Annotated in this window: 21 protein-coding genes; 8 read left to right on the top strand and 13 right to left on the bottom strand. The window is 51.0% G+C overall.

Features of this window, described 5'->3' with window-relative positions; translation table 11 throughout:
- Positions 1-163 precede the first annotated feature (163 nt).
- The gene (locus M4D81_RS11355; RefSeq protein WP_260066303.1) at positions 164-2,668 is read right to left on the bottom strand and encodes a M60 family metallopeptidase; all 2,505 of its coding nucleotides are present in this window, start codon (positions 2,666-2,668) and stop codon (positions 164-166) included.
- A 198-nt stretch (positions 2,669-2,866) separates the two neighbouring features.
- On the opposite strand from M4D81_RS11355, the gene M4D81_RS11360 reads away from it, so the two are divergent.
- Positions 2,867-3,700 (top strand): helix-turn-helix transcriptional regulator, encoded by an 834-nt coding sequence (locus M4D81_RS11360; protein WP_260066305.1) that lies wholly within the window; start codon positions 2,867-2,869, stop codon positions 3,698-3,700.
- A gap of 199 nt (positions 3,701-3,899) precedes the next feature.
- On the opposite strand, the gene M4D81_RS11365 is transcribed toward M4D81_RS11360, so the two are convergent.
- Positions 3,900-4,802, bottom strand: coding sequence for a LysR family transcriptional regulator (locus M4D81_RS11365; RefSeq protein ID WP_071223188.1), 903 nt, complete (start codon positions 4,800-4,802; stop codon positions 3,900-3,902).
- Positions 4,803-4,986: 184 nt separating this feature from the next.
- Between M4D81_RS11365 and M4D81_RS11370 the strand changes: the two genes are divergently transcribed.
- Positions 4,987-6,522, top strand: coding sequence for a methyl-accepting chemotaxis protein (locus M4D81_RS11370; protein ID WP_260066308.1), 1,536 nt, complete (start codon positions 4,987-4,989; stop codon positions 6,520-6,522).
- A gap of 82 nt (positions 6,523-6,604) precedes the next feature.
- Here the strand turns inward: M4D81_RS11370 and M4D81_RS11375 are convergent, their stop codons facing one another.
- The 3 genes from M4D81_RS11375 to uvrA form a co-directional block, all read right to left on the bottom strand.
- Complete coding sequence (locus M4D81_RS11375) at positions 6,605-6,994, bottom strand: tautomerase family protein (protein ID WP_260066310.1); 390 nt, start codon at positions 6,992-6,994, stop codon at positions 6,605-6,607.
- Positions 6,995-7,174: 180 nt separating this feature from the next.
- A complete protein-coding gene (locus M4D81_RS11380; RefSeq protein ID WP_260066313.1) occupies positions 7,175-8,941 on the bottom strand; it encodes an ABC transporter ATP-binding protein in 1,767 nt (588 codons plus the stop codon).
- 29 nt (positions 8,942-8,970) lie between these two features.
- Positions 8,971-11,472: an excinuclease ABC subunit UvrA gene (gene uvrA, locus M4D81_RS11385; protein ID WP_260066314.1), complete on the bottom strand. Its 2,502-nt coding sequence runs from the start codon at positions 11,470-11,472 to the stop codon at positions 8,971-8,973.
- Positions 11,473-11,795: 323 nt separating this feature from the next.
- Between uvrA and M4D81_RS11390 the strand changes: the two genes are divergently transcribed.
- The 3 genes from M4D81_RS11390 to M4D81_RS11400 all read left to right on the top strand — a co-directional run bounded on the left by M4D81_RS11390 (position 11,796) and on the right by M4D81_RS11400 (position 14,327).
- Positions 11,796-12,422: a CGNR zinc finger domain-containing protein gene (locus M4D81_RS11390; RefSeq protein WP_260066316.1), complete on the top strand. Its 627-nt coding sequence runs from the start codon at positions 11,796-11,798 to the stop codon at positions 12,420-12,422.
- 205 nt (positions 12,423-12,627) lie between these two features.
- Positions 12,628-13,500, top strand: coding sequence for an alpha/beta fold hydrolase (locus M4D81_RS11395; protein ID WP_260066318.1), 873 nt, complete (start codon positions 12,628-12,630; stop codon positions 13,498-13,500).
- Positions 13,501-13,625: 125 nt separating this feature from the next.
- Positions 13,626-14,327: a MerR family transcriptional regulator gene (locus M4D81_RS11400; RefSeq protein ID WP_260066319.1), complete on the top strand. Its 702-nt coding sequence runs from the start codon at positions 13,626-13,628 to the stop codon at positions 14,325-14,327.
- A 116-nt stretch (positions 14,328-14,443) separates the two neighbouring features.
- On the opposite strand, the gene M4D81_RS11405 is transcribed toward M4D81_RS11400, so the two are convergent.
- Complete coding sequence (locus M4D81_RS11405; RefSeq protein ID WP_260066320.1) at positions 14,444-15,337, bottom strand: DUF4097 domain-containing protein; 894 nt, start codon at positions 15,335-15,337, stop codon at positions 14,444-14,446.
- Positions 15,338-15,568: 231 nt separating this feature from the next.
- The gene (locus M4D81_RS11410; RefSeq protein WP_260066404.1) at positions 15,569-16,489 is read right to left on the bottom strand and encodes an NADP-dependent oxidoreductase; all 921 of its coding nucleotides are present in this window, start codon (positions 16,487-16,489) and stop codon (positions 15,569-15,571) included.
- Between the two features lie 132 nt (positions 16,490-16,621).
- On the opposite strand from M4D81_RS11410, the gene M4D81_RS11415 reads away from it, so the two are divergent.
- Together M4D81_RS11415 and M4D81_RS11420 are read left to right on the top strand one after the other, a co-directional pair.
- Entirely contained in the window at positions 16,622-17,497 is an 876-nt protein-coding gene (locus tag M4D81_RS11415; RefSeq protein WP_260066322.1) for a LysR family transcriptional regulator, read from the top strand.
- A 144-nt stretch (positions 17,498-17,641) separates the two neighbouring features.
- Positions 17,642-17,902 carry a hypothetical protein gene (locus M4D81_RS11420; protein WP_260066324.1) on the top strand — a complete coding sequence of 87 codons (261 nt, stop codon included), beginning with the start codon at positions 17,642-17,644 and terminating at the stop codon, positions 17,900-17,902.
- 102 nt (positions 17,903-18,004) lie between these two features.
- Here M4D81_RS11420 and M4D81_RS11425 read toward each other — a convergent pair whose 3' ends face one another.
- The 6 genes from M4D81_RS11425 to M4D81_RS11450 all read right to left on the bottom strand — a co-directional run bounded on the left by M4D81_RS11425 (position 18,005) and on the right by M4D81_RS11450 (position 25,402).
- Positions 18,005-19,147 (bottom strand): glycerate kinase, encoded by a 1,143-nt coding sequence (locus tag M4D81_RS11425; protein WP_260066325.1) that lies wholly within the window; start codon positions 19,145-19,147, stop codon positions 18,005-18,007.
- 60 nt (positions 19,148-19,207) lie between these two features.
- Positions 19,208-20,476, bottom strand: a complete 1,269-nt coding sequence (locus M4D81_RS11430; protein ID WP_071223200.1) for a GntP family permease — start codon at positions 20,474-20,476, stop codon at positions 19,208-19,210.
- A gap of 131 nt (positions 20,477-20,607) precedes the next feature.
- Positions 20,608-21,792, bottom strand: a complete 1,185-nt coding sequence (locus M4D81_RS11435; RefSeq protein WP_260066326.1) for a sugar diacid recognition domain-containing protein — start codon at positions 21,790-21,792, stop codon at positions 20,608-20,610.
- 421 nt (positions 21,793-22,213) lie between these two features.
- A complete protein-coding gene (locus tag M4D81_RS11440; RefSeq protein WP_260066328.1) occupies positions 22,214-23,575 on the bottom strand; it encodes an ABC transporter substrate-binding protein in 1,362 nt (453 codons plus the stop codon).
- A 73-nt stretch (positions 23,576-23,648) separates the two neighbouring features.
- Complete coding sequence (locus M4D81_RS11445) at positions 23,649-24,473, bottom strand: carbohydrate ABC transporter permease (protein ID WP_071223203.1); 825 nt, start codon at positions 24,471-24,473, stop codon at positions 23,649-23,651.
- Complete coding sequence (locus M4D81_RS11450; protein ID WP_071223204.1) at positions 24,470-25,402, bottom strand: carbohydrate ABC transporter permease; 933 nt, start codon at positions 25,400-25,402, stop codon at positions 24,470-24,472. The genes M4D81_RS11445 and M4D81_RS11450 overlap by 4 nt, the downstream gene beginning before the upstream one ends.
- A gap of 318 nt (positions 25,403-25,720) precedes the next feature.
- Here M4D81_RS11450 and M4D81_RS11455 point away from each other — a divergent pair, with 318 nt between their 5' ends.
- A complete protein-coding gene (locus M4D81_RS11455; RefSeq protein ID WP_260066330.1) occupies positions 25,721-26,320 on the top strand; it encodes a TetR/AcrR family transcriptional regulator in 600 nt (199 codons plus the stop codon).
- Positions 26,321-26,413 lie beyond the last annotated feature (93 nt).

Genomic DNA, 26,413 nt, shown 5'->3' on the forward strand with positions numbered 1-26,413 from the left:
CCTCCCGTGGATCCGAAGTATCTTAACGTACATATCATTTACCATTTCATTGTATGCAAAAAGTCACTTGTATGCAATATCATGTACAAAAATATGTTATATTGCATAACAAACATAAAGAAGCCAGCCTTCCTCAACCGGAGGAAACCTGGCTTTTTCATGTTTACTCTCTTAACGTCCATATTTCGGTTTGCGGTTCAGGCAAATTCAATGAGGCAATCCTTCCTTTTCCGTCTTCCGTCAGACCTATTGCCCATTTGTCGAAAAATTCAGTCAGGTCCTCCCCCGCCGTTAGAGAAGCTATGACGGCAAAAGTATCCACCGTGCCTTGAATTTCGTCGCGAGATAATTCGCGGTAACTCTCGAATATCCGGGTATAGAATTCCCAGCCGTAAGCAAGCTGAAGCTGCTTGAACATCACCAGTCTTTCATAATTGCCGATTTGGCCGTATTTTTTAGCCGGGTCATTGTTCTCTACGAATGCGATCCCCCGATCGTAGTAATCTTTGCCGTCATTCCCGACTTTCAGCAGTTCGGAGGTATTGCCGTACTTCTCTTGGGTATATAGAGAGAACAGGTTTACGGTAACTTCCCCGACATCGCCCCACGTCCATGTCCGCTGCTGGTATTCGTGCCCAAGTTCATGCCAGAAGCCCCAAGCACTTGTTGTTATATAATCGACATCCAGCAGGTTGGCCGCATAACTGAACGGCATCATGATGGGATATCCCGCATGCATCGCCCCGGAAGAGATCTGTCCGTCAGCGACGTAACGGCGGTTCAATTGATGGGCAGTATGAGGCATCTCCCTGTCCGGATCAAGTCCAACCAGTTCATCATAACTGTCGTAGATTTCATCCCAGGTCCGCATCAATTCCTCCGGGTCGGTCACTTGGCGGATCAAATCCGAGGGAACCGTCAGGATAATGCGTTCTCCCTGAAACTCGGCAAAAGGAACGGCGACCACTCCCGTGCGAATCCTCTCCCACTCCTCGAGCGTAGTCTTGCCGAGTACATAATACGGGGCTTCCGCCGCACCGCTGATTTTGACGGTTGCCCGGAAATTCTCCTTCGCCTTTAGCGGAATGAGATAGATGAAACCGCCATACGGGCTGTTCACTTGATGGATGCCCGGTGTCAGCTTCAGGTGGTTTACGATAAGCGGAACACGTGCCCACTTGCCGGATCCCCTCAAATCGTCGTCATGCGAACCAATTTGAACCGTTAAATGCTCAACGCCTTCCGGCACTTCAAGCGTAATGACTTTACCGGGGGGCGCATACAATCCGGTGCTGATCCAGTTTTTTGATGGAAGCGCATGCGTGTACATCGTATTGGGAAAATCAAAGTCGACCTCGATTTCCCGGTCGTTGACGATGGTCGCTTCCTCTCCGACCATTCCCGGAAATGCGTCGGCATAAGGAGATTTCTCGTTGGCGGGATCCAAGGTAAAATGACTAAAGCGGAAGTTATGCAGCGCATTCGTATAGGGCTGCTGGAATTTTTGAATCGGGAACACGGCAGGCTGAAGACTTTCGGCCTCCGATTCTGCCCAAGCATACAGCGGGGATTCGCTGGTTAACGTTTCGATTGTCTCGTTTAGTATATGGTAGAGCCGCTCCTGCTTTTTGTTCGCGGGTGTACCCGGCGGACCGATCTCGATTTGATCATAAGTGAGCGTCCCCTCTTCCACTTCCTTGCCTTGCGCGAGCCGTGTCTTGATATGATGAGCGTTGGCTTGGTCATAGGTCAATGCCGATTCGCCCACAGTGGACTCCGAGCCTCTGTTCATCAGCGTCAGCCCAGCACGGTTAAGCAGCTTTTGAATCGCAAAATCGCGGCTGAGCCTAGCTCCCCTCAAATTGCCGACCTGAAGCACGGTTTCCTCGGGAGTATCGCGCGTTATTCCCTCAACACCGCTCAGGTTATCCGCCACGATGATGCCGCCCCCTAACCGTAAATATTGACCCAGCGCTTCGAGATCCTTATCCTTCATCGTCTGGTCTACATGGGCTACCGCATATTTTTGCGGATTCAGGTTTACGGAATCCCAGCTGTCGATTTTCACAAGCTCAATAGGCAAATCCGGATTAACCATGAGCTCGTCGGAGGTCGTTATCAGTCTAATCTTCTTTCCCGGCTGCTCTAATGCATCTTCATAGCGATTGGTACGGTCATTGCCTTGGCCTTGATTTGTAGAGGCATCGTCCGTCAACCACCATAAAATATTCCGGGCCAGCTTACCCGCAGCATCACCCGCCGACTCGGACAGATTGAAATACGCCTTGCTCCCGGCGACAACGATACGCCCTTTGCCATAACGGGCTGCCGAGATGGATGGAATATAATCATCGGGCACGTTGATATTGAATGCAGCATCCCCTACTGCAGCAACGCCGCCGCCAGCGAAATATGGAATCGCTTGCAAATCCTTATAAAATATGCTGAAATCGTTCTTAAGCACGTCGAGCGGCGTTCCGGCCGACCAGGGAGCATCAGCCACTGCGGATGATTGAAGTTCGGTCGGTCCGGTAGCATTTGCCATTGCAGGATCTTTTACCGTCCGTTTACTGATCTTCGCAGGTTCGGCAGCTGCAATGGATGCGGTCATTAATAATACCGCGGACCCGATTACTGCGAAATTCTTAATCCGTTTCATCATCTTCATTCCTTAACGATTCCTCCTCGATTTCCTTTGATATCCTGATGGAATGGCAGATCAGTCCTAAGCTTTGATGTCATTACCTCCCCCTTGATATGTCATTGAATGGGATTTCTCATTTAGCTTAATGAATACCACTCCGATTTGAAATGCATAAAAAACACATCAATGTATCCAAAATACACAACCGGTAGGGGGCAGCCAATGGATATAAACCACCTGAAGTTGATTCAAAATTACCTGGCTAACGCGAATCTTCGCTTATCCATTGCCAAGGTTGATAAAGTGTCTCAGAACTGGCGCTTTTTTAATATGAGACCGTCCTATAACGCCCTATATTTTATACGGGAAGGGGAGGGCTGGATTAAGATCGATGAACAAGAATATCATCCCTCCCCCGGGCAAATCGTTCTCATGCCAGCTGGATCGCTTCATTCCATCTCTGTCGTGGGCGACAACACCTACAGGAAGTTCTGGTGCCATTTTACCGCCAAGGTGGACACGCTGAACTTGTTTCAGCTAATTCATCTTCCCCACGTGCTGGATGTGCCGGACGAGGCATATATGGAGCAGTTATTCAAGGAATTGATCGATGCCTATGGGAGCAGCGCTTGGACCGCCCCGCTGCAAAGGAACGAAATATTGATGAAGCTTGTCAGGCATTATCTTGACATCGTTCCCGATCGTCAACTCTCGCTGTCCATGCTGCCCGATATGCAGAAGCTGAACACGGTATTCCAGTATATTGAGGAGCATATCAACGATAACGTCAGCGTGGAACAGCTGGCGGGACTTATCCATTATAATCCCAACTATTTCATCCGCTTCTTCAAATCCAAAATGAAGATGACACCTGTGCAGTATATTATTAAAGTCAGGATCGAGAAAACAAAGGGTCTATTGATGACCACCGATTTGACCCTGGAGGAAATCGGGAGAAAGGTCGGAATGGAAGTCCATTATTTATGCCGGGTATTCAGGCAATTCACCAACATGTCTCCGGGAGAATTTCGCAACCAGATCATGTCCAACCGCTAATAAAATCCCCTGAGAGGGTTATCGGAATTCTTTTCCGATACCTCCCAAGGGGATATATGAAGAGCCATTATTTGATTACAAATTCCAAATCGTCCGCATCCGCCGGATGATGCCCATGTTGAATGATAGTTGCAAGTGGCGTAGTTGAGTCGTAATAATGAGATCCTCCGGGAATCCCTTCACCGTTTTCCCATCAAAATCAAGTGGATATCGCCTCATGCAGCGCCTCGACATAAGCTGCGGCAAGCTTGGACAGAGTCGCATTCTTATGACTGATCCAACCGACGTTAATCGTCTCATCGCATGCGAGCGGAACCGGAATAATCTCATTCCCGTTCAGGTCAGCGCTCAGCACCCCGGTCGAAATGGTATAGCCATTCAAGCCGATGAGCAGATTGAACAGGGTCGCGCGATCATTGACCCGGATGCTTTTTTTATGGGATAACGTGCTGAGGATTTCCTCCGAGAAGTGGAATGAATTGTATTCCCCCTGCTCGAAGGATAAATACGGATAATTCTGAAGCTCGTCAATGGTCACAATGGACTGCTTGGCCAGCGGATTTTTGATGCTGATAAAAATATGCGGCCTCGCCGTAAACAAGCTGGTAAACTGCAGTCCTGCATCCTTCAGCAGCTTGTTGATCACCTTGGCATTGAATTCATTGAGGTACAGGATGCCGATTTCGCTGCGCAGGGTTTTGACGTCCTGGATGATTTCGTAGGTCTTCGTCTCACGCAGCGCCAATTCGTATTCATCCTGTCCGTATTCTTGAACGAGGTTCACAAATGCATTCACCGCAAAAGCATAATGCTGTGTGGATACCGAAAAATGCTGCGGAGAAGGCTTCGCATTCAGATAACGTCCCTCCAGCAGCTCGGCCTGCTCTACCACCTGCCGTGCATATCCCAGAAACTCCGCCCCCTCCTTCGAAAGTGATATCCCTTTGTTCGTCCGCTCGAATATCGTAATATGTAGCTCCTCTTCCAGATCCTTAATCGCGTTGGACAGACTGGGCTGGGAAATAAATAACCGTTTGGCCGCCTCATTCATGGAACCACGGTTGGCTACTTCAATTGCATATTTTAACTGCTGTAAGGTCAAAGCAGACGCCTCCTCTATAATTTTGAATCGAGATGCCGATAAATAACGGGTATAGAACAATTTTTTATATTTTAAAAATACACATCTCCATTTGAAGGAAAAATTTAACTCATGTCAAATAGGTAGGCTGTATCGGAATTTTCAAACCACGATGTCGAAAGATAAGGAGCTCGATAAATTCTCTATGCTGAAACAAAAAATCAAACTTATGAATTCAGTCTCACTGGCCGTCATCGTTATTGCCGGCATCGTACACCTGCTCGCTCGGAAATTTCATGTATTTGATCACACCATGACAACACATGGAATACTCACTTCTACCGAGATGGAAAGTCAGTTCGGCCCCGCACTGTACGCGCTGCTGGCTGTTCCTGTTGTTTTGTTAGCCATATCCCTAGCCGTCTATGCACGACGCTCAGACCATCCGATCATTCCGTATCTACATACGCTCATCCTAACGCTGGGAAGCATTTCGATGATTGCCGGCGCAGGCGGGCACGTCGAATTTCATTTTTCCATCTTTATGGTTGTTGCTGCATTATCCTATTATAAAAATATAAGACTCATCGTTTTAATGACAGTTATTTTTGCCGTACACCATCTGCTTGGCTATCTGGTCATTCCTGAACTGGTGTTCGGAACAACCAGTTACTCACTCACCATGCTCCTCATACATGCCTTATTCTTGATCTTCACATCGGCAGCAACCAGCTGGCAAATTATCAGCACATTGAAGATCGAAACATTACTCAAAGAGGAGCAGCATCAACAGCGTGCCGCGATCATTGAAGAGATCACGTCGAAATTGTCGCAGACCTCCCTCCAATTGAATGACACGGCACTGCAGCTAAGCAGTCAATCGGGGCAGAGCACAGAGATCAGTAAGTATCTTGGCGGAGTTGTTCAGCAAGTAGCCGCCGGAGCACATCATCAGTTACATGTTATGAACATGAATACCGCCGCCATTGGCGATATTGCCGTAGGAATCCGGCATGTGGCAGCTTCGGCAACAGAAGCGGCAGCTGCATCCGAAGAATCCGCCAGACAGGCAGAGTTCGGCAGTCATATGATCGGTAATATCGTATCCGAGATCCGGAATACCGGTCAATCCGTCACTAGATCGCAAGAGGCGGTAAATGCGTTAAACCACCATATTGCTCGGATCGGACATATATTGCAGGTGGTTCAAAGTATTGCAAGCCAGACCAATTTGCTGGCATTGAACGCTTCCATCGAGTCGGCAAGAGCCGGCGAGGCGGGTAGAGGGTTCGCGGTTGTAGCGAGTGAAATCCGTAAGCTCGCCGAGCAATCCTCCTCCTCCGTTGAGGAAATCACGGAGCTTATCCGGACTATACATAGAGAAACCGCTGATCTGTTAGGCAGCATCGGCCAAGTGGATCACAATATGAACACCGGGCTGCGGGTTGTAGATCAGGCGAAGGCTTCATTCGAAGTAATCTATCATGCAGTCAAGCAGGTAGCACTCCAAATGCAAGAAATCTCCGTATCCACACAGCAGTTGAATACAGGCTCCGACCAAATGAATCAGTCCGTACAAGAAATGACCCGTTTTACAAGTGAAACGGCGGATCATACTCATGAAATCGTCGAAGCGTTCCGGGGACATTTTCAATCCATTAAGCAAGTATCGGATGCAGCCGACATCATGACCAGGCTGGTTGCCGATTTAAATCTTATTATAGAACGTTTGAAGGAGTGAAAGTCGGGTGCCTGCATGCCCCAAATTAAAAAACAGGGACAGTCGCATGGACTGTCCCTGCACTTCGAGCTTCCTTGATGCTCTAAATATTCACCTTATACCCTAAAGCCAGTTCATCCCCGGGAAGCCCCCGGATTCCCCAGTTGTGCTGCGGGGTTTCGAATATCGTTATCTCCACATCCTGGGAAGAGATATGCAGCGAGTGCTCGATCCGTTCGAATAACAATCGAATCAGCTGTTTCTTGGCCTCCACGGTCCGGCCTTCAAATATGCTGATCTCGATCACCGTGTAGCGATCCGTTCTCCCGTCAGGGAAGAAGAAATCCTCGCGACTCATGGGGAAAAAACGATGGAATTTCTTATCCGCCGGAAGTTGAAAAACGTCTACCACGCATGAATGTATCACTTCCGACAGCTGTTCCTTCACCGGGTTCAGCCGCTCCCGGACGCCATAAATTTTGATCTGCGCCATGCTCTGCTCATCTCCTCTACTCTCCACCCTACTCATCTATGCCAAGGTTTACGCTACCTATTATTTCTATTCGACCTTGGTCGAAACAAAACCTCTTGCCCTAATAACACATGTTGAACAAGGTATGCGAAACATTGTGCCGATCACTTTTGTTCCCCGGTTCAATCCCCCATGTGCCCCCTATTCCCCGATCTGGAACTGCTTCTTCGCCCACTCTACGTAGGATGGATGGCTTCGAATCAATTCTTCATGCGTCCCGCTTCCCGTAATGTGCCCCTTCTCCAGGACAATAATCTGATCCGCCTCGACCACGGTAGATAACCGGTGGGCAATGACCACGGTCGTTCGTTCCACCATCAGATTGTTCAGCGCCTTCTGCACTTCGTGCTCGGAGTCGCTGTCCAGGCTTGCCGTCGCTTCATCCAGAAGCAGGATGTCCGGTTTCCGCAGCAAAGCCCTTGCAATCGCTACACGTTGTCGCTGACCCCCGGACAACTGGATGCCTCGCTCCCCAACTTCCGTGTCATATCCTCGCGGCAGTGCCTCGATAAATCCCTCCGCATAGGCCAGTCTCGCCGCTTCTGCAATTTCCTCGTCAGACACCGGCTCCTCCCGTCCATAGACGATATTATCCCGGATCGTTCCGGTCATCAGCGGGCTGTCCTGGGACACATACCCTAGCTTTCGCCGCCAGGACTCCAGAGTATAATCACGGATCGCTTCGGAGCCAAAGTAAATCTCCCCGCCGGATGGCGCGTAGAACCGCTCAATCAAGGAGAACACCGTGGTTTTGCCGCTGCCGCTGGGACCTACCAGAGCGGTGACCTTCTTGGCAGGAATCGAAAAGGATACCTCGGACAGAATGGTCTCGCCTTCATGATAAGCAAACGTCACCTCTTTAAATTCAACGTCCCGATGCCCATTCGGTGCAGTACGCACCGCACGATCGTCGCTCTCCGGCTCATATTCGAGGATCAGCCGCAATCTCTCGGTGGCCGCCATCACCTTCTGAAGCTGGGAATAGAATGTGGCAAACTGGCTGAAAGGAAACATGATCTGGAACAGCAGCAGGATAAACGATACCAGCTCGCCTGCGCTAAGAGCGCCGGAAGAGACGCGAACGCCGCCGTATCCGATGATGACCACCAGCAGGACGACCATGACCATCGACATCAACGGAATCAGGACCGAGTTGATTTTGGCTTCCTTCATGCCGAATCGGTACAGGCTGTCCATATCGTCATACCCGCTTTTCTCCTCCCTCCGCTCTGCATTGGAGGCTTTCACCAGCCTGATCTCGCCGATCACCTGGGTCAGCATGGCGGACAGCTGGGCCAGCTGTCCATACATGCTGATGGAGATTTTGTACATCTTTCCGCCGATGGGCATTAATATGCCGAACCCTACCGGAACGGCAATCAGGATGATGAGGGTCATCCGCCAATCCAAGTAAAACAAGATTGCAACGGCCCCCAAAACGGTCAATAGATTCGAGCAAAAGGCAATCAAATGATCCGTGATCAGGGTTTTTACTTCATTCGTATCGTTGGTCACCCGGCTCATCGTTTCTGCCGAGCGGTGCTTGTCAAAGAACGGAACCGGCAGTGCCAGCACCTTGGTCCAGAGCCGTTTACGAATTTTGTTCACCGTCTGGTTTCCGACATAGGCAAGCATATAATAGGAAAGTCCGCTCGCCACGGCTTCCAGCAGGAACAGAACGGCCAGAAAGCCGACCGTGCGAATATTAAATGAATCTGCAGCAAAATTGTCGATTAATTGGCCGGTGATGAGCGGGACGACCAGTCCCGTCACCGCACCAACCAAACTCAGCATGATGGCCAGCAATAGCACCAACTTCGGAATACCCGAAGAACGCAGCAGCTTGATAAAATATCGGATCGTTGTCTTCGTTACCTTGCCTTTCTCTTCTACAACGGTTTGCTCCACTTTGAATCCCTCCCTTCAACGTCAATCCGTCACATATAGATTTCTTTGATAAAACGGCCGGTGAACGAGGCTTCCACAGCCGCTACTTCCTCAGGCGTTCCTGTCGCCACAACAGACCCGCCGGCAGCTCCTCCGCCAGGCCCGATATCGATGAGCCAATCCGAATGCCAGATCAGGTCCAAATTGTGTTCAACCAAAATCACGGTGTTTCCCGCGTCCACCAAGCGGTTCAACAGAACGAGCAGCTGCCGGACATCTCCGGGGTGAAGCCCGGTTGAAGGCTCATCCAGCAAATACAGCGTGTGGTTTTTGGTCTTTTTGCTCAGCTCCTTAGCCAATTTAATCCGCTGTCCCTCACCGCCGGATAAGGTGCTCACCGATTGCCCCCACTTCAAATACCCAAGCCCGACATCGCAGAGCAGCCGGGTCAATTCCATGATTTTCGGCCGATCCTCCAGAATCGACAGACTTTCCTCAATCGTCATATCCAAAATATCGGAGATGGTGTAACCGTTAAAAGTCACGCGGAGTACCTCTTCCTTGAACCGCTTGCCCTTGCAGTCCGGACAACGTACCTCCAGCTCCGGAAGGAAGTGCATATGCACTGACACAACGCCAAGTCCTTGGCATGTCTCGCAGCGCCCGCCTTGTGTATTAAAGGAAAAGTGCTTGGCCGTCAATTGACTCTCCTTGGCTTCCGGCAAGCTGGCGTACCAGTTTCTGATATGGGTGTAAACATCGGTATACGTAGCAATGTTGGAGCGCTGCATTCGGGATACCGGTGATTGGTCAACCGTAATCAGCTGCCCTACCGATTCCCAACCCGTGATGGCCTTGCAGCCGTTTGGAGTTGATTGATCGCTTCCGGATTCCGCCAGAAGATCAAACAAAAGCGTGGATTTACCAGATCCCGATACGCCTGTCACCGATATGAGACAGCCGAGCGGGAAAGAGGTCGTGATATGTTTCAGATTTCTTAAATGTGCATCCTCGATCGTCAGCAGGCTTCCGTTTCCAGCCCTGCGCCGGTTCGGAGCCGTAAGCATCGTGTTCTCCCGGAAGTAGGATCCGGTCACGGACGTGGGATTAAGGATAAGCTCCTCCAGCGTTCCTTGACCGACGACCGTACCGCCCATCGTTCCCGCACCTGGTCCGATATCAATGATATGGTCAGCGGCCCGCATCACTTCTTCGTCATGCTCGATGACGAGCACCGTGTTGCCTAGATCCCTCAGTTGTTTCAGAACCTGGATCAGTCCCCTGGTATCTTTGGGATGCAGTCCCGTTGTCGGTTCGTCCAAAATGTACAGCACCCCTGTCAGGCCTGATCCCAGAATCGATGCGAGTCGAAGCCTCTGGGCTTCTCCGCCTGACATCGTGACGACCTGCCTCTCCATGGACATGTAACCCAGCCCGACATCCATAATGCGTTTTAGTCTGACAACGGAATCATGAATGAGCGGTTCCACAATCGTTAATTGGTCCTCCGTCAGCTTCCTCAGCAGCGCCTCCATCCAATTTAAGGCTTCCCCGATCGACCAGGCGTTGACTTCGTTAATGGAGACTCCATCCACCCGGACGCGGCGGCTGTCTTCCTTCAGCTTCGTTCCGTGACAATCCGGACAGAGGTGCTCATGAAACAGGGACGCTTCACCAGACTCGCTTCCCTTCTCCCGGTACCTTCTCCATATCCCGGTGACTACCCCCTCGTACTTGCCTTGTCCTACGGACTTCGGCGGTTTGACGTCAGGAAAATGCCGGTTGAACTGCTCGCTCTCTACGCCGAAATACAGGAGATCACGCTGAACCTCGTCATAGTCCCGAAGCGGCATGAACTCATCGAATGCGAACCCGTAATACTTGGCTGCCGCTTTCAGAATGCTGGTGTTATAATCGGTAAGAGCGCTGTACCACGTTGCCACCCCGCCGTCCCTTAAGCTTAATTCCGGACGAAACACGGCTTCCATGTTCAGACTCACCGTTTGACCGAGTCCGCTGCACGTTTCGCATGCGCCTTCCGGCTTGTTAAAGGAAAAATGCGACATTGTCAATTTTTCGAGACCATGGCCGCATCGCCTACAACGAACCGTCTCGTGAGAATCGCTGATCTCTTCCTCCTCAGCCAGACCGTGATAGGCTTCTCCCTCCACATGAGGTATCACCGTATCGCCACAGGACGGACAAGTACGTTCACCCAGCTTAGTAAAGAGAATTCGAAGCAGCGTGTAGATATCCGTCACCGTTCCGATGGTGGATCTTGGGTTCCGGTTCGTAATGTGCTGTCCCACGCTGATTGACGGGGATAGTCCTTCAATGGAATCCACCTTCGGCTTGCTGACCGAGTCCGACACCATGCCCATGGATTCCATGTACTGCCGCTGGCACTCCCGCTGCAGCGTATCCATCGCGAGCGTGGACTTGCCCGAGCCGGACGGACCTGTCATGACAACCAGTTTGTACTTCGGGATTTCAAGCGAGACATTCTTCAGATTGTTCTCCCGGGCACCGCGAATCTTAATCGTTCCTTCCATATATCCCAACCTCCTAAATGTTTTGTGGAGCTTAGCTTCATTGAGAAACCTCGCAATAAAACTCGCTTCGCAAGCTTACTCTTTCGTTTTGGAAGCCTGGCTCCAATCCTTCAATTTACAAACCCATCTTACAACATTGATGCAAGTACAAAATCCCAAACGGAAAAAGGTTGATCTATCGCCGTTTTCGAGATCAAAAGCCGTCACGGAGCTTTAAGGTTTATGTATAACGTTTGATGCTGTTTCATTTGTATAAACACAGCATTGACTATATAATGGGCTACAAATAATACTTATCGTATGTTTTGAGGAGAGCGGTAACCATGCCGAAAAAAATCGCACCCGAATTTTATTTTATTGGCAACCATCCCATGCTGGATTTCGTAAATACCAAGATTGCGGTTGATGGACAACCCCTGGATTTGCTTGATACATTCGATTCTTTATTGGATTGGATGGTGAAAGCGAACCTGCTGTCCGAGGTTGAGCGCAACCTGCGCAAGGCCGTATATAACGGCGCCGAGGAGGAAGCCGGAATCGTGGAAGCCGCCCGATTGCTCCGCGACCATCTCTTTAATCTGATTCAGCCGGGCAGCGTGAACGAGACCTCAAAGGAAGCTAGCCTGCAGTATGTCAATGGGCTGCTGAAGGAGCAAATCCTTCGCACAACACTTGTGGCAGAAGGGAACGCGTACAGCCGCAAAAGCCGGATGCTTTTTCGCAAGCCGCTGGATCTGTTGACCCCGGTCGCCGCATCTGCCGTTGATTTTTTAACTACCCATGACCTGAAATTGGTGAAAAAATGCGAAAATCCGGCGTGCGTGCTTCGCTTTTACGACAATAGCAAAAATAGCACAAGGCGCTGGTGCAGCCCAAAAACATGCGGGAACCGCATGAAGGTCGCTGCCTATCTGGAGCGTCAGAAACAGCAGCAAACGAAGGAATCTTAGATAAATCATCTAAGATTCTTTTTTAATACCCAAAATAACGATTTACAGGTTAATAATTAGGATGTATAATTCCCTTAATCGTATTTAGATGGTTAATAAACAAAATAAGGTGGTGTTTTCTTCTTATCATTACGACCAGTCAAAAGGCTCTACATAACAATTGCATCATAAAAATTCGTAGATAATTCAAGGAGGCATTTATCAGATGAATCATAAAATCCAGTATCGCACGGCTCGAATCGAAGGTTTGGATATTTTTTACCGTGAAGCGGGGGCTCCCGGCTCGCCTGTTGTCCTGCTGCTGCATGGTTTCCCGACTTCCAGTCAAATGTATCGTCAATTGATCCCGGCTCTTGCCGATCAGTACCACGTGATTGCACCGGATTATCCTGGTTTTGGTTACAGCAGTGCGCCTGACCATAATCAATTCCAGTACAGCTTTAACCATTTCAGTCAGCTCATCGAGGAATTGCTCGCTCAATTAAATATCAAGAGCTTCTACGTCTACCTTATGGATTACGGCGCACCCGTTGGATTCCGGATTGCAGCACGCCATCCCGAGCGGGTTCGGGGGCTGATCATACAGAATGGGAATGCCTATGAGGAGGGGCTCGAGGAATTCTGGAATCCCATTAAAGCGTACTGGGAAGATCCCGCGAATCCGGATAAACGCGAAGCCCTGCGCTGGTTAACCAGCATCGAGGCAACCAAATGGCAATATACCCATGGCGTCCGTGATACGTCCCTCATCAGCCCCGACACGTACACGCTGGATCAAGCGCTGCTGGATCGGCCCGGGAACCAGGAAATACAACTGGATTTGTTCCTGGATTACGGATCAAATCCTCCCTTATATCCGGCTTGGCAGCAGTATTTCCGCGATGCGCAGCCGCCGACCCTTATCGTGTGGGGGCAAGGCGACCATATCTTCCCTGAGAACGGGGCCCATCCGTATCTGCGCGATCTGCCCGATGCCGAGCTTCACATCCTGAAGGATGCCGGGCATTTTGCGTTGGAGTCACATGGACCGGAAATCATGGATTACATCCGGGCATTCCTGGAACGTCAATCTTCATAATATGAGCATGACAATGATATAAGCTAATTTTCCGGCAGGCTTTTCATTGGGCTGTTCTTCATGATACAATCCCCCAGAAAAAAAAGTATTCAAACAGATCCTTGCATGAGGTAAGGGGGACCGTCATGGGTATCAGACCGATTGATATAGCCAAGAAACTGGGGATTACCACAAGTGCGCTCAAGCATTATGAAAAATGGGGCATTGTCCCTCCTGCAAAGCGTGCCCCGAACGGATACCGGGTGTATACGGAGGAGCATGCCGCATACTTCGAATGCATAAGAGCCATGTTTCCCGGCTTCGGCGTAGACGTTACGAAGCAGGTAATGATCAAGCTGCAGGAGAAAGAGCTGGATGAAGCGCTCTGGATTGTAAACGAGGTGCAGGCCAATCTGCAGCAGGATAAAGTCCTCGCGGAGCGGACCATCCGCATTCTGGAAACCGAGCAGCTTGACGTTGTCGATGCCCATGGGCGGAAAAGAGAGCTGACTATCGGGGAGGTTGCGGCCGAAACCGGCGTTCCGACCTCGGCTATCCGCCACTGGGAGAAGGAAGGCGTCCTGATTCTGCCTCGGGATCGGGAAAACGGCTATCGGAAGTTCGAGGGCGCGCAGATCCGCCAGATCATGATCATTCGGATTCTTCGCTCGGCCAATTACCCGCTGGAAGTCATCAAAGACGTACTGCATGAACTCGAGCATCATCAAGTTGATAATGCCAGACGCGTGCTCAAGGACACGCTTGTATACCTCAACTATCGCAACCATAACCAAATACGCGGCGTGCACTATCTATATCAGCTGTGCCAAGTCCTGAAATTAATGTAAAGCCCACTCCCTATGTACACTGTTGTTTAACATACAAAAAAACAATCAAGGATGAACTAGATCCATGATTGTTTTTTTATGTTTAATGATCCTTGATCCCCCTCATCATATGCCGATTATGGATTAACTTTAATGGAACCTACAGAGGTCGTCAGGAATATTTTCGCTCCCCCGCCGTTTACGTCGCTCTGCCCCCGGCTTGCTCCAGTAATCTGTCCAAGCTCGGTTTCAGTATCCAGCGTGTATTTCATGAACGGCGCAAACGTGGCCGTGATGCTGCCTGCCGATGTGTTGGCCGTCAGCATGCTGTCCTTATCGATCTGCTCAAGATCCAGTTTCACGCTGCCCGCCTCGGATACGATCTTGGAATTGCCCGTGATTTCCGTTTTGGCCAGCTGAATTTCCCCGGCTCCCAACTGGAGTTCAAAAGCCCCCTTCAATTCGTTCACCCGAATCTTCCCTACATCATTCTTGATGCGGATATTCTGCATGTCTTCCGGCACTTCGATTACATAATCTATCATGAATCCGGAGTCGCCAAATTGCTTCTGCGACCAATCCCATAAACTCTTGCTGGAGTCCTCCCTAGGGTGCGTTCTTAATTCCAGGATGTCGTCCTTGAGCGTAAAAGAAGTAGCGGCCTGCTCCGTAACCTGGGTACGAATGTTGTCATTCTTGAAGAAGCTTTCGTTAAACCACACGGTGGTTTTTACTTTGATCTCATTACCGGGTACAGCGATGAGCTCAATATTGCCTACCGCATGATCGATGGCCAATCCCTCGGCTGTCCCTGCTTCCTGAGCCGTCGTCAACTCAAACTCTTTCCCTTCCCGCTTTACTTGATCACTGATAGCTAGCGCTGAATCGCCGGCCAAATTCCCGACTTGTGCCAATTGATCAAGCTCCCGCTTTACTGCTTCCTCCGCATTATTAGCGGCATCGCATCCTACCAGGACAGCAAATATCAACAGCGATGAGATTTTCACTGCCATCATACTCTGTTTCTTCATAAATTCCTCCACGTCCATTCCCTCTTTATGTATATGTTCATTATATCGTGAAGGAAAAAGTTAACACGCTGCCACGGACCAGTTTCTACCTGGACCTTAGTCTGGGACGTCTCCTCCGTCTTTTGTATGACGCTGCGGCATTCGAATCACCCTCCCATCGCCGCTGCCCCCAAATGTCGACTGTTGTTTTGTAACGGCTGAAATTCGGGGACAAAGGCGATGACTTTCATCTCATGGCTGGTCTATCCGCAGCACGACCTTCCCCCGAACGTGGCCGGACTCCACAGTGCGATGAGCTTCTGCTGCTTCGCTCAGCGAAAACGCCCGGAACACATGGATCTGCAGTTTGCCTTGTTCATATAACTGAACCAGTTCGGCCAATCGATCCTTGGATCGCTGACTGCGGATCGCGAGAACCCCCAGCTCTTCTACCCGATCGAAGGCTACAATCGTGCCGATGCGGCTCCGGTCGCCGACAAGCTCCAACGAGGCCAGCAGCGCTTCTTCGCCAGCGGCATCCAGCGCGGCACTGACTCCCTCTGGGGCGGCGGCTTTGACCCGGTCTACAAGGCCTGGACCATAAACAACAGGAACAGCACCCAGTGAACGAAGATAATCATGATTTCGCTCGCTTGCCGTTCCGATGACCCGGGCTCCCCAGGCACGAGCGAGCTGGACGGCGAAAGAACCGACGCCACCTGCTGCCGCATGAATCAGGACGGTATCGCCTTCACCGATTCCTAACGCCTGAAGGGCCGTATGGGCAGTTTGCCCCGATGCAGTCAGCACGCCCGCTTCTTCCCACGGCATCGAATCCGGTTTACGAACCACTTGATCTGCGTCAACCACGACATATTCCGCGTAGCAGGCGAGTAAAGACCAGCCAATGACGTCCTCACCAACCTCAAAGCCTCTGACCCCCTCACCTACCTGATCTATCGTTCCGGCGAACTCATTGCCCAGAATTTGCGGCATCCGCAATGTCACATTAGGGGGCGCCCAGCCGCTTCCCCTTATCCCGCAGTCGGCTGGCTGTACGCCAGCTGCCTTGATTTTAACTCTGATCTGACCGTTACCGGCCTGAGGATCTTCAAATTCCATGACATGCAGGACATCCGGCGGTCCAATCGTACTAAACGCCACGGCTTTCATATCGATCATCCTTTCATGAATCTCTTGATCTTGTTTCTGAGATCATTCTATAATCATCGATAGATAATAAAAAATACAAAAATGTCTATGTATACATATACTGGAGTATATAAGCGAGGACGGTGAACCGGAATGGAAATGTTACAGCTGAAGTATTTTGTAACCGTAGCAAGACTTGAACATATGACCAAAGCCGCAGAGGAGCTCCATATTGCTCAGCCGGCGCTCAGCAAGACCATTGCCAGACTTGAGGAGGATCTTGGCGCTCCGTTATTCGAACGCCAAGGCCGGCAGATCCGCCTCAATCCGTATGGCAAAGCATTTTTGACCAAAGCCAGAGCAGCCCTGCAGCTGCTGGAGGAGGGACGGCGTGAAGTCGAGGATTTGGCGGGACTGGAGCATGGGCGTATTCATTTGGCCTTATCCAACATGGAGCAGCTCCGCGAGCCCTTAAGATTGTTTCTAAGCAAACATCCGAAGGTCAACTTTCATATCATCCAGTCTTCGATGGAGGATATGGTTCAGACGATTGAACATAACGAGGTTGATTTCTTTCTCACCTCCATGCCCATCCGGCACCCGGATATACGCAGCTTGCCTTTACTCGTCGAAGAGGTGTTCTTGGCCGTCCCCCTCACCCACCGCTTAGCCGAAAAAAATCAAATTCACTTAAGCGAGGCTGCAGGTGAATCGTTTGTCGGTTATAAAGAAGGTCATCCGTATCAAAAGATGAACAATGAGTTTTGCAAACAAGCCGGTTTTCTGCCGAAGGTCGTCTGCGAGGTGGAGGACCCCGGAACCATAGCCGAACTGGTACGTTCCGGATTTGGCGTGGCTTTAATCGGGGAATGCAGAAGCGGCGAGGAATTAAAGCTGACGAAGCTGAGCATTGACGAGCCTCAGGCCCGCCGCATATTCCAAATAGCATGGCTGGAATCCAGGTACTTGTCCAAGGCCGCGATTTCTTTCCGTGATTTTCTCGTGGAATATTACGCAGAATCACGGTAAGACGACCGCAAAGGGCTGTCCCAAAAGATCTTAAATCTTGCCGGAGGCCCTCTTCTTGCTGTTAGAAGACGCTCCGTCTACCAATCGTTTCTCCCATTGCTGTTGCCCCCACACTTCTTGGAATGGTTTGAACAAGGATGAAATGTGAGGCAAAGGCGAGCGCTGACGCTTGTCCGGTATCGATTTGTCCTCTCCGCTACGCCGTTCAGATACTCACTGGAGAAGATCTTCTTGAGCGTGCTTCAGTTTCTTGCCCAGGAGGATTACGTCAAAGACAGAAATGGCGGTACAGGACTGACCTCCCTGGAACCGCCATTTTTTGATATTTTTTCATCCATTGAGCCGTCTCATCGAGTAAGCAGACTTACTTATGGAACGGCCCCTAAAGTACCGGATCTAACGTAAACTCTTGGATGCTTACGTTAGATCCGAATGCCAAAGCAACAGGATTGGCATTCAAATCCTATACTCGAATCCCATCATGCCCGTCTCTAATCGTCATCTTATTCAAGCCAACTTGCTGCCGCATTTTAACGTCATCGCCATATTGCGCACGGTACGCTCCATATTGGCGGCGGCTTGTCTTATCGCATCGTCCAGGTTGCATACGCCGGGCACGATCGTGAACACCATATCGATGCCATGCTCAAGCACCGCTTCATGCCCGTCCGCAAGCGAGCCCGCGATGCCGATGACCGGCACTCGATACCGCTTGGCCGTCTTGGCCACGCCCATCGGCGTTTTGCCGTAAATCGTCTGGCCGTCGATGCGGCCTTCTCCCGTAATGACGAGATCCGCATCCTTCACATGCGAATCCAGCCCCGTCGCTTCGATAACAATATCCACGCCCCGCTTCAACTCAGCGGCCAAAAATGCGAGCATACCGGCGCCAAGCCCTCCGGCTGCGCCAGCGCCGGGAATCATGGCCACGTCGCGGCCCAAGCATGCCTTAATCATCGCCGCATAATGGGCGAGATTGCCGTCAAGCTGCTGTACCATGGCCGGATCGGCGCCTTTTTGGGGGCCAAACACGGCCGAGGCGCCGCGCTCTCCGGTCAGCGGATTGTCCACATCGCACGCGGCCACGAAGGCAACCTGCTTCAGCCGTGGATCGGCTCCGCCCGTATCGATGCGGGCAATGCGATGCAACTCTCCGCCGCCATGGCCAATTTCCGAGCCATCCGCGTCAAGCAGCCGCACCCCGATCGCCTGCGCCATGCCAGCGCCGCCGTCGTTCGTGGCGCTGCCGCCCAAGCCGAGAATAATCGTGCTGACGCCTTCGTTCAGCGCCGACGTAATAAGCTCGCCGGTCCCGCGCGTCGTCGTCGCGAGCGGATTGCGCTGCCCCGGCGGCACAAGCGCTAGTCCCGAGGCGGCCGCCATTTCGATAATCGCGGTCTTCCCGTCACCAAGTATGCCGTAGAACGCGGTCACGGGGGTGCCAAGCGGTCCCGTCACTTCGGTGTGAACCAATCGTCCACCTGTCGCATCCACCAAAGACTGCACCGTGCCCTCCCCGCCGTCGGCCATCGGCACATTGACGATATCCGCTTCGGGATACACGGCGCGCAATCCCTTCTCTATGGCATGACATGCCTCTAATGCGGATAAACTCTCTTTAAATGAGTCTGGAGCAATTACAACCTTCATTCTCTCCACTCCCTCTCCATCAGTCTTAACCAACTGTCTGAACAATCATTTTGCCGCAGATTACAAGAACCAGCCGAACACGCCGAACACCAATGTCGATACGACGGCCAGGACGAGACCGATTGCAGTCTCATACGGAATAAGACGCAGCCGCTCCTTCATCACCATATTGACGCTCCCGCCCGTTGCGTGGAAGAAGCTGCCGTGCGGCATATGGTCGAAGACGGTCGCCCCGGCGTGAATCATCGCCGCAGCGCCCAGGGATGCAACACCAAGCTCCATAATCGTCGAGCCGAACACCGAGCTGGCGACCGCGGTACCCGCTGTTGTCGAAGCGGTGGCCAAGGACATGAACGCGCCGCTTATCGGTGCAAGCAAGTAAGCCGGCAAGCCGGAGGAGGCCAGACTATCGATGATGACATCCTTCAATTGCGAATTCGATATAATGCCGGCCAACGTCCCCGTGCCGAGCAGCATGATAGCCACGCCCGACATTTTGCCCAAGCCCGATACCGCAAATTGATTGATCTGCTTGATGCGGCCCATGCACAAAGCCCCGACGAGGCCGCCGACCGGAAGCGCGATCACCGGATCGATGACGATGCCGGCCAGCGGGCGTAGTGCCAACAGCACAATCGCCGTGATTGGAGCCATCATCGCCGCCAAGAAGCTCGGAAGCTGCTGAGCGCCGTCGTCTACGCTTTCCTGGCCCGTAATCTTCGTTCCCTTTTTGGACAGGCGCTTCGCGATCAGATAAGTGGCAAACAGCCCAAGGACAGCCGGTATGATTCCTGCCATCATCATCGATGTCAGTGGAATATGGAATGCGTCTGCTGCCGCGATGGCGTTCGGATTCGGCGACATAATGTTGCCGGCCTTCCCGCCGCCGATCATGGCGAGCAATATCGCCATGCGGGACAAGTCGGCGCGCTGCGCAATCGCGATCGCAATCGGCGCCACCGTAATGACCGCGACGTCGATAAATACGCCGACCGCCGTCAGTACCATCGTCGCGAACGCCAGCGCAAACAGCGCACGCGTCTCGCCGAACTTGCGGACCAACGTTTCGGCAATCGTCTTCGCGCCGCCCGATTCAATCAGGACGCCGGCAAGCACGCCGGCTGCCAGGATGCGCAGCACGGCCGGAATCATGCCCTTCGCGCCATCCATCATCAAATTCACCGAATCAACCAGCCCGATTCCGCCGACGATTCCCCCGGCAAGTGCCCCAATCATCATGCCATAGGCAGGAGGGACTTTACGCAATATAAGCACAATCGCCACAACCAATGCCGTCAAAGCACCAAGTACAGTTACAGATACGTCCATAGTCAAGACCCCCTAATGTGTTGTCTCAATTCGTTATACTGTTACTGTACCTGTAATCTGAAAGCGCTTCATCATGCATAAAAATGAAATAAAGCGCTTTATAGAACATGTTTTTTGTTCAAATGCACAAATCATGCATGTTCCTTCCAGACGCGCTCACTCTCCGGCTTCCTCTCTTCCAGCGCGCTTAGCCAGCGGGCCGTCATCAGCGTATATAAATCGCGAAAATGCTTCGGGTCTTTGCCGGTCGCCTCATGAATGCGCTGCAGCCGGTAGCGAAGCGTATTCCGGTGAATCGACAGCCGCTCGGCGATGCGCTGCTGCTCGCCGTTCTCATCGTAATAGGCCTCCAGTGTCTGCTGCAATTCCCCGCTCTTATCCTCCTGCGCGAATCGCCACCATAACCGCTTCAGCTCTTCCGCCACCCACGAGGGCGTAACGTTCGCTGCCACGGTCTCATTCGGCATATCTTCGCTGTAGTATACCGTCTGCTCCGGGAATATCGCCTGGCCTGCCCGCATCGTATCTTGCGCGGAACGGTAAGATGCGATTAAGCCGTCGATGCCGGCATACGCCTTGCCAACCGCAATGCGGAGCGGCGCAATCCGCTTCTCCTCCAGCAGCCTGCGAATGTGACGGATGCCCTCGCATATATCGGCGTTCGGCTCCCGCGGATGGAGATGGGGCTTATACAACACGATTTGGCGCGTATTGTGAATGGCGATCAGGTCGATGGCGGGCCGACCCTCCAATAATTCGACCACCTGCTTGAGCGTAGACAATGAACTCGCATCCTGCGCACCGGTCAGCTCCATAATGCACGCAACCCGCGCCTTATCCGGATGGAAGCCAATCCGTTCCGCCTGGAGGCGCAGCATGGCATTATCCTTGCCGTCCGCATGAATGACGGACAGAAGGAAATCCTCCTTCATCCGCTTATCCCATTGGGCTTTTTCCAACAGATCTGCTTGCTCCAAGTACATTTCCGCCGTCATTTTCACCAGCTCCCCGTACTTGGTCACCTCGTTCGGATCGCCGGTAATGCCGATGACCCCAACAACTTCGCCCTGGAAGTGAATGGCCAGATTCGTTCCGGGGAGCACCCCTTGCAGCTTGCGGGCGCTTTCCTCGTCAATCTCGAAGCGACCCTTCCTCTCAATCGCAATGAGCGCCCCTTCATGCTTCTGATATAAGCGCGAGCGGTCGCCAGAACCGATAATCCGCCCCCGTTCATCCATGACGTTCACATTATAATGAATCACTTGCATCGTCCGCGTTACAATTTCTTGCGCCAATTCCTTCGTCAATCTGCTCATCTTGTCTATCCCCTGTCTATGTTCGCCACAATATGAAAAAACGCCCTCCATCCGATAAGCGCGATTAATCGCATTCTTGCCGGGATAGGGGCATTCAGCTTGGAATAACGTTATATACGCCCTAAATGTGAGTGTTAACACGAGGAAGGGTATTTCCTCACGGGTGGCTGTTATTCGGTGAGGTACTATAATTAACGGTTATTTTGTCTGAGTATACGCTCTCGCGTTTCTTTTGTAAACTCAAACACCACCAGTATGGCCTCAAGAGAACGCATGTAATCATGATTCCGTCGCTTGCGGTTGAGGACTGCCGATGAATCGTTTGTTGGCTGAGCATTTCATGCTGCGAACCAACAAACCGATCCTCATGGATCGGTTTGTTACTCCCTGTCTCACCTGAGTTTGAAGCTCCCCATCTATGCTATTTCACGGTACGGTTATAATCCTGGATTTTGGTCGTAATTTCTTTTGCTGCGTCATCCAGTGCCTGCTGCGGTGACTTTTTGTTGTTCAGCACTTCTTCAATCGCCCCTTCCACAATCTGTCTTGCCTCGGGAAATACGCCCATCACAGCACCTTGGGTCGCTTTAACCAGCTTCGTCTGGTGCAGCTGATCAATGGCCGTCTGGAATTGCGGGAACTTCTTCAGATTCTCCTTTACGTTTTCTTCTTCATACGCCTTCGTGGTAATCGGGAAGTACCCGGTATTGATATGCCAGTATGCCTGTTCCGATGGAGAGGTTAGGAATTTAATGAACTCCCATGCGGCTTTTTGCTCTGCTTCAGGACGACTGTTCATCATCCACAGGCTTGCACCGCCCACGATAACACCACCTTCTCCAGCTCCTTCCGGCTTCGGAAGGAAGCCTGTGCCTACTTCAAACTTGCCCTCGGCACTATCCACAAGTCCCTTCAAGGCTGCGGTTGAGTCCAGAATCATGGCGACCTGACCGGCCGAAAATGCCTTCTTGGAATCATCGGTTTTACGTCCCAGGTTATTGGCTGCCTTGGAGTCGATCAGATCCTTCCACCAAGTCAGCACCTTTACGCCAGGCTCGGTATTGACGAGCGACTCGGTCGCCAGATCATCCCGGCCGTTGCCGTTGTTCACATATTCCGCACCCTGATTAGCAAACAACTGCTCCATAAACCAGCCGTATATAGCAAAATTCGCCCCTACCGCTTTCCCTTTTTTCGATATCGTGTCTGCCGCGACTTTCAGTTCTTCAAACGTCTTGGGCGGACTTTCCGGGTCGAGTCCTGCATCCTTAAACAGGTCTTTATTGTAATACAGTATCGGATTGGAGGAGTTGAAAGGCATGGAATACAGCTTATCATCAAACGTATAATACCCGCTGATGTTAGGTTCCAGCTGCGACACATCCCACTGATCCGCATCGATGAACTCCTGCATGGGTGTAATTAGTTTGGAATCGATCATAAACCGGCTGCCGATCTCGTACATCTGGACCACGGAGGGTCCCTCGTTTGTCCCCATCGACGCCTTCAGTTTACTTAACAGGTCATCATAGGTTCCCTGATACACCGCCTCTACCTGCACCTTGTCCTGCGAAGCGTTAAAGTTAGCGACTAATTGATCAACCACCTTGGTTGTCGCTCCTCCCATCGCATGCCAGAACACCACTTTTTGAGTGCCAGCCTCCGTCTTTGGTACGGGTTCCGTCCCCTTTTCAGGCTCCTCGCCCATGTTAATGTTACATGCACTAACCAGCAGCATGATCGCAGTTAACAAGATACTTACCAACCTCGTTCTTCTTCTCATCCGTAATCCCTTCCCCTTTCGTTCGTAAAATGCACCCTATGATAAACCTGCATATGACAGGTCAACCACCGCACTAACCTTTCAACGCGCCAGCAGTAATTCCGCGCACCAATTGTTTGACGCCAAAAGCCAGCAGCACAAAGGAAGGAATCAGCACGATGGTCACGCCGGCCAGAATCAGGTTCCATGACATTACCTCAGCATGCTGCAGCATAGCCACCCCGATCTGTACGGTTCGCATCGAGGCCTGATTCGTGATCAAAAGCGGCCACAAAAAGTGATTCCAGTGCGTGAGGAATGTATACACCGCCAAGGTGGCAATGGAAGACCTGGACAACGGCAGCACCATGGACAAATAACTGCGGATATGACCGCATCCGTCGATTTTGGCCGCATCAAACAGCTCACGCGGAAGCTGCAGAAAAAACTGGCGCAGTAAAAACACGCCAAAAGCCCCTGCCATAAACGGCACGATCAATCCCTGGTAGCTGTCCATCCAGCCCCAATCCTTAATGGTCAGATAATTCGGAATAATTGTGACTTCCCAAGGAATCATCATCGTTGACAAGAAGAGCCCGAACAGCAATGCCTTTCCCTTAAAATTCAGAAATGCAAACGCGTATGCGGCCAGACTCGATGTAATAACCTGACTGATCATGATGGCCGTCGAGACGATGAAGCTGTTCAAAATGAAGCGAATGATCGGGAAGCCGGAGATGGCCTCCGTAAAGTTGCCCAGATAGAAGCTTGACGGGAACAGCGGTGGTGGAAAATTAGCTACCTCCTTCTCGGTCATAAAGGATGAGAACACCGTAAAGATGAGCGGATATAACACAATCAACGACAGGAGGATAAGCAGCAGATAGGTGAACAGGGATGTGATTCCGCGGAGGGTCATTGATAATGCACCTTCTTCTCCAGAACTTTAAACTGCAGCAGTGTAAGGAGCAGAATAATCGCAAACAGGATCAGAGCCTGTGCGCTGCCGATGCCAAACCGGAAATTGACGAAGGCATCCTGATAAATGGAGTAAACGATGACATTCGTGGAGTTGATCGGGCCTCCCTTGGTCAGAATGTGAATTTGCCCGAAGGCTTGAAATGCACCGATAACCGATACAATCAAGGCAAAGAAAATCGTGGGCGACAGCAGCGGCAGTACGATTTGGATAAATGTCCGGATCGGCCCGGAGCCGTCCATTTTTGCGCTTTCGTATATTTCCTCCGGAACTCCCTGTAAACCGCTGGACAGCACAATAAACAGAAACCCCATGTTCATCCAGATTGTCATGATCGAGATTGAGATCAGAGCCCAGGAAGGATCGGTTAACCAAGGGATCGGCCCCAGATGAACGAAGCTTAGAAAATAGTTCAGCATGCCCGCCGTAGGATGAAACAACAGAAACCATATAATCGAGCCGGTCCCGACGGAAATGACAATCGGCAGTGAGAAAACAAACTGAAACACCTTCATCCCTCGCAGCTTGTTGTGGGTAATCGCGGCAAGAAACAGCGACCAGATCAATGAGGTGGGCACGGTAAACAAAATAAACATCAGCGTTACGCCAAGATTCTTATAGAATGAATCAGTTGATAGAAGCCGGACAAAATTCTCCAACCATACAAATTCAACAACCTGACCCCGCGGATCCGTTATCGTCATGCTGAGATAAACCGATTTCAGCATCGGGTAGAACAAGAACATCATAAACAAGATGATGGAGGGTGCCAGAAATCCATAAGCTAAAGCATGCTCACCCCAGAGCCTTTTTCTTACCGCTGTGCTTTTAGGTTTCTTGCCATGTAAAACGCTTTCATTACTAGACAACCGACATTCCCCTTTCTTCGAAAATTTCTGCTTTGCCATTCGAAAAGACGCAAGGATTCGCAAAAAAGAGAACAAAAAAACACATAAACTGCATGCCGAAAAACAGACAAGCAATTGATGTGATTCTCCTCTTCTCCATCACATATGCAGATGCTCTTAACCATCCTCCCTTCATTATTATCAATAACAATGAACATTTAGAACATTCCATGCCTTGATATTTCGAAAGTTGACAATACTTGGGAAGTGACTATAATATTGAGTAAATACTCAGTTTTCTAAGATTCGTCATTACATAATAAAGGAAGCCATCTGCCTATGCCTGCAACCAATCGAAATGCCAAGAAGGAACGGATATTGAACGCTGCTCTGAAGCTGTTCTCCCATCAGGGATATCATGCAACGACAACCAAAGAAATTGCCGCCGAAAGCGGCGTAGCCGAAGGGCTGATCTTCTACCACTTCGGAGATAAACGGAAGCTGCTGCTCTACCTTGTGAACAATTTTTCCTTTGTTACACAGCTTCAGGAGGAGGCGGGGGAACTGTCGAAGCTGCCTGCGGAGGAGGCCCTGTTTCAATTCGGCTTGGCATATCTCGGGTTCCTCAGGACAAACATGGATTATCTAATGCTCATTTGGTCACCGGAACTCATAAGGGATGCCGGGGTATCGAATGAAGTGTCACAGCTGATCGGAGGTATTGGGACAGCAGGCAGCAGCATACTCAAACAGGCGGCGGGATCGAAGCATCAACCAGAACATACGGTTCAGACCGCGATGATGATGATGACCTCCTCCATCCTGGTCTATTGCATGCTCCATACCCGCTTCGGACAGGAAACGCTCCCGCTTGGGGACGAATCGTATATTCGTGAGCTCGTCCGGCTGCTGATGCATGGGTTGACTGAAGAATCCTAAGCCGCCGGTGTTCATCACAGGAAGGATTGAGTAGAAAAGCTGATCGCAGAACAGAAACAACATCTCTGCATCAGCTTCTTTTATCCTTTGAAT

This window comes from Paenibacillus sp. p3-SID867 (assembly GCF_025142895.1).
In the GTDB taxonomy this organism is placed as follows: domain Bacteria; phylum Bacillota; class Bacilli; order Paenibacillales; family Paenibacillaceae; genus Paenibacillus_AQ.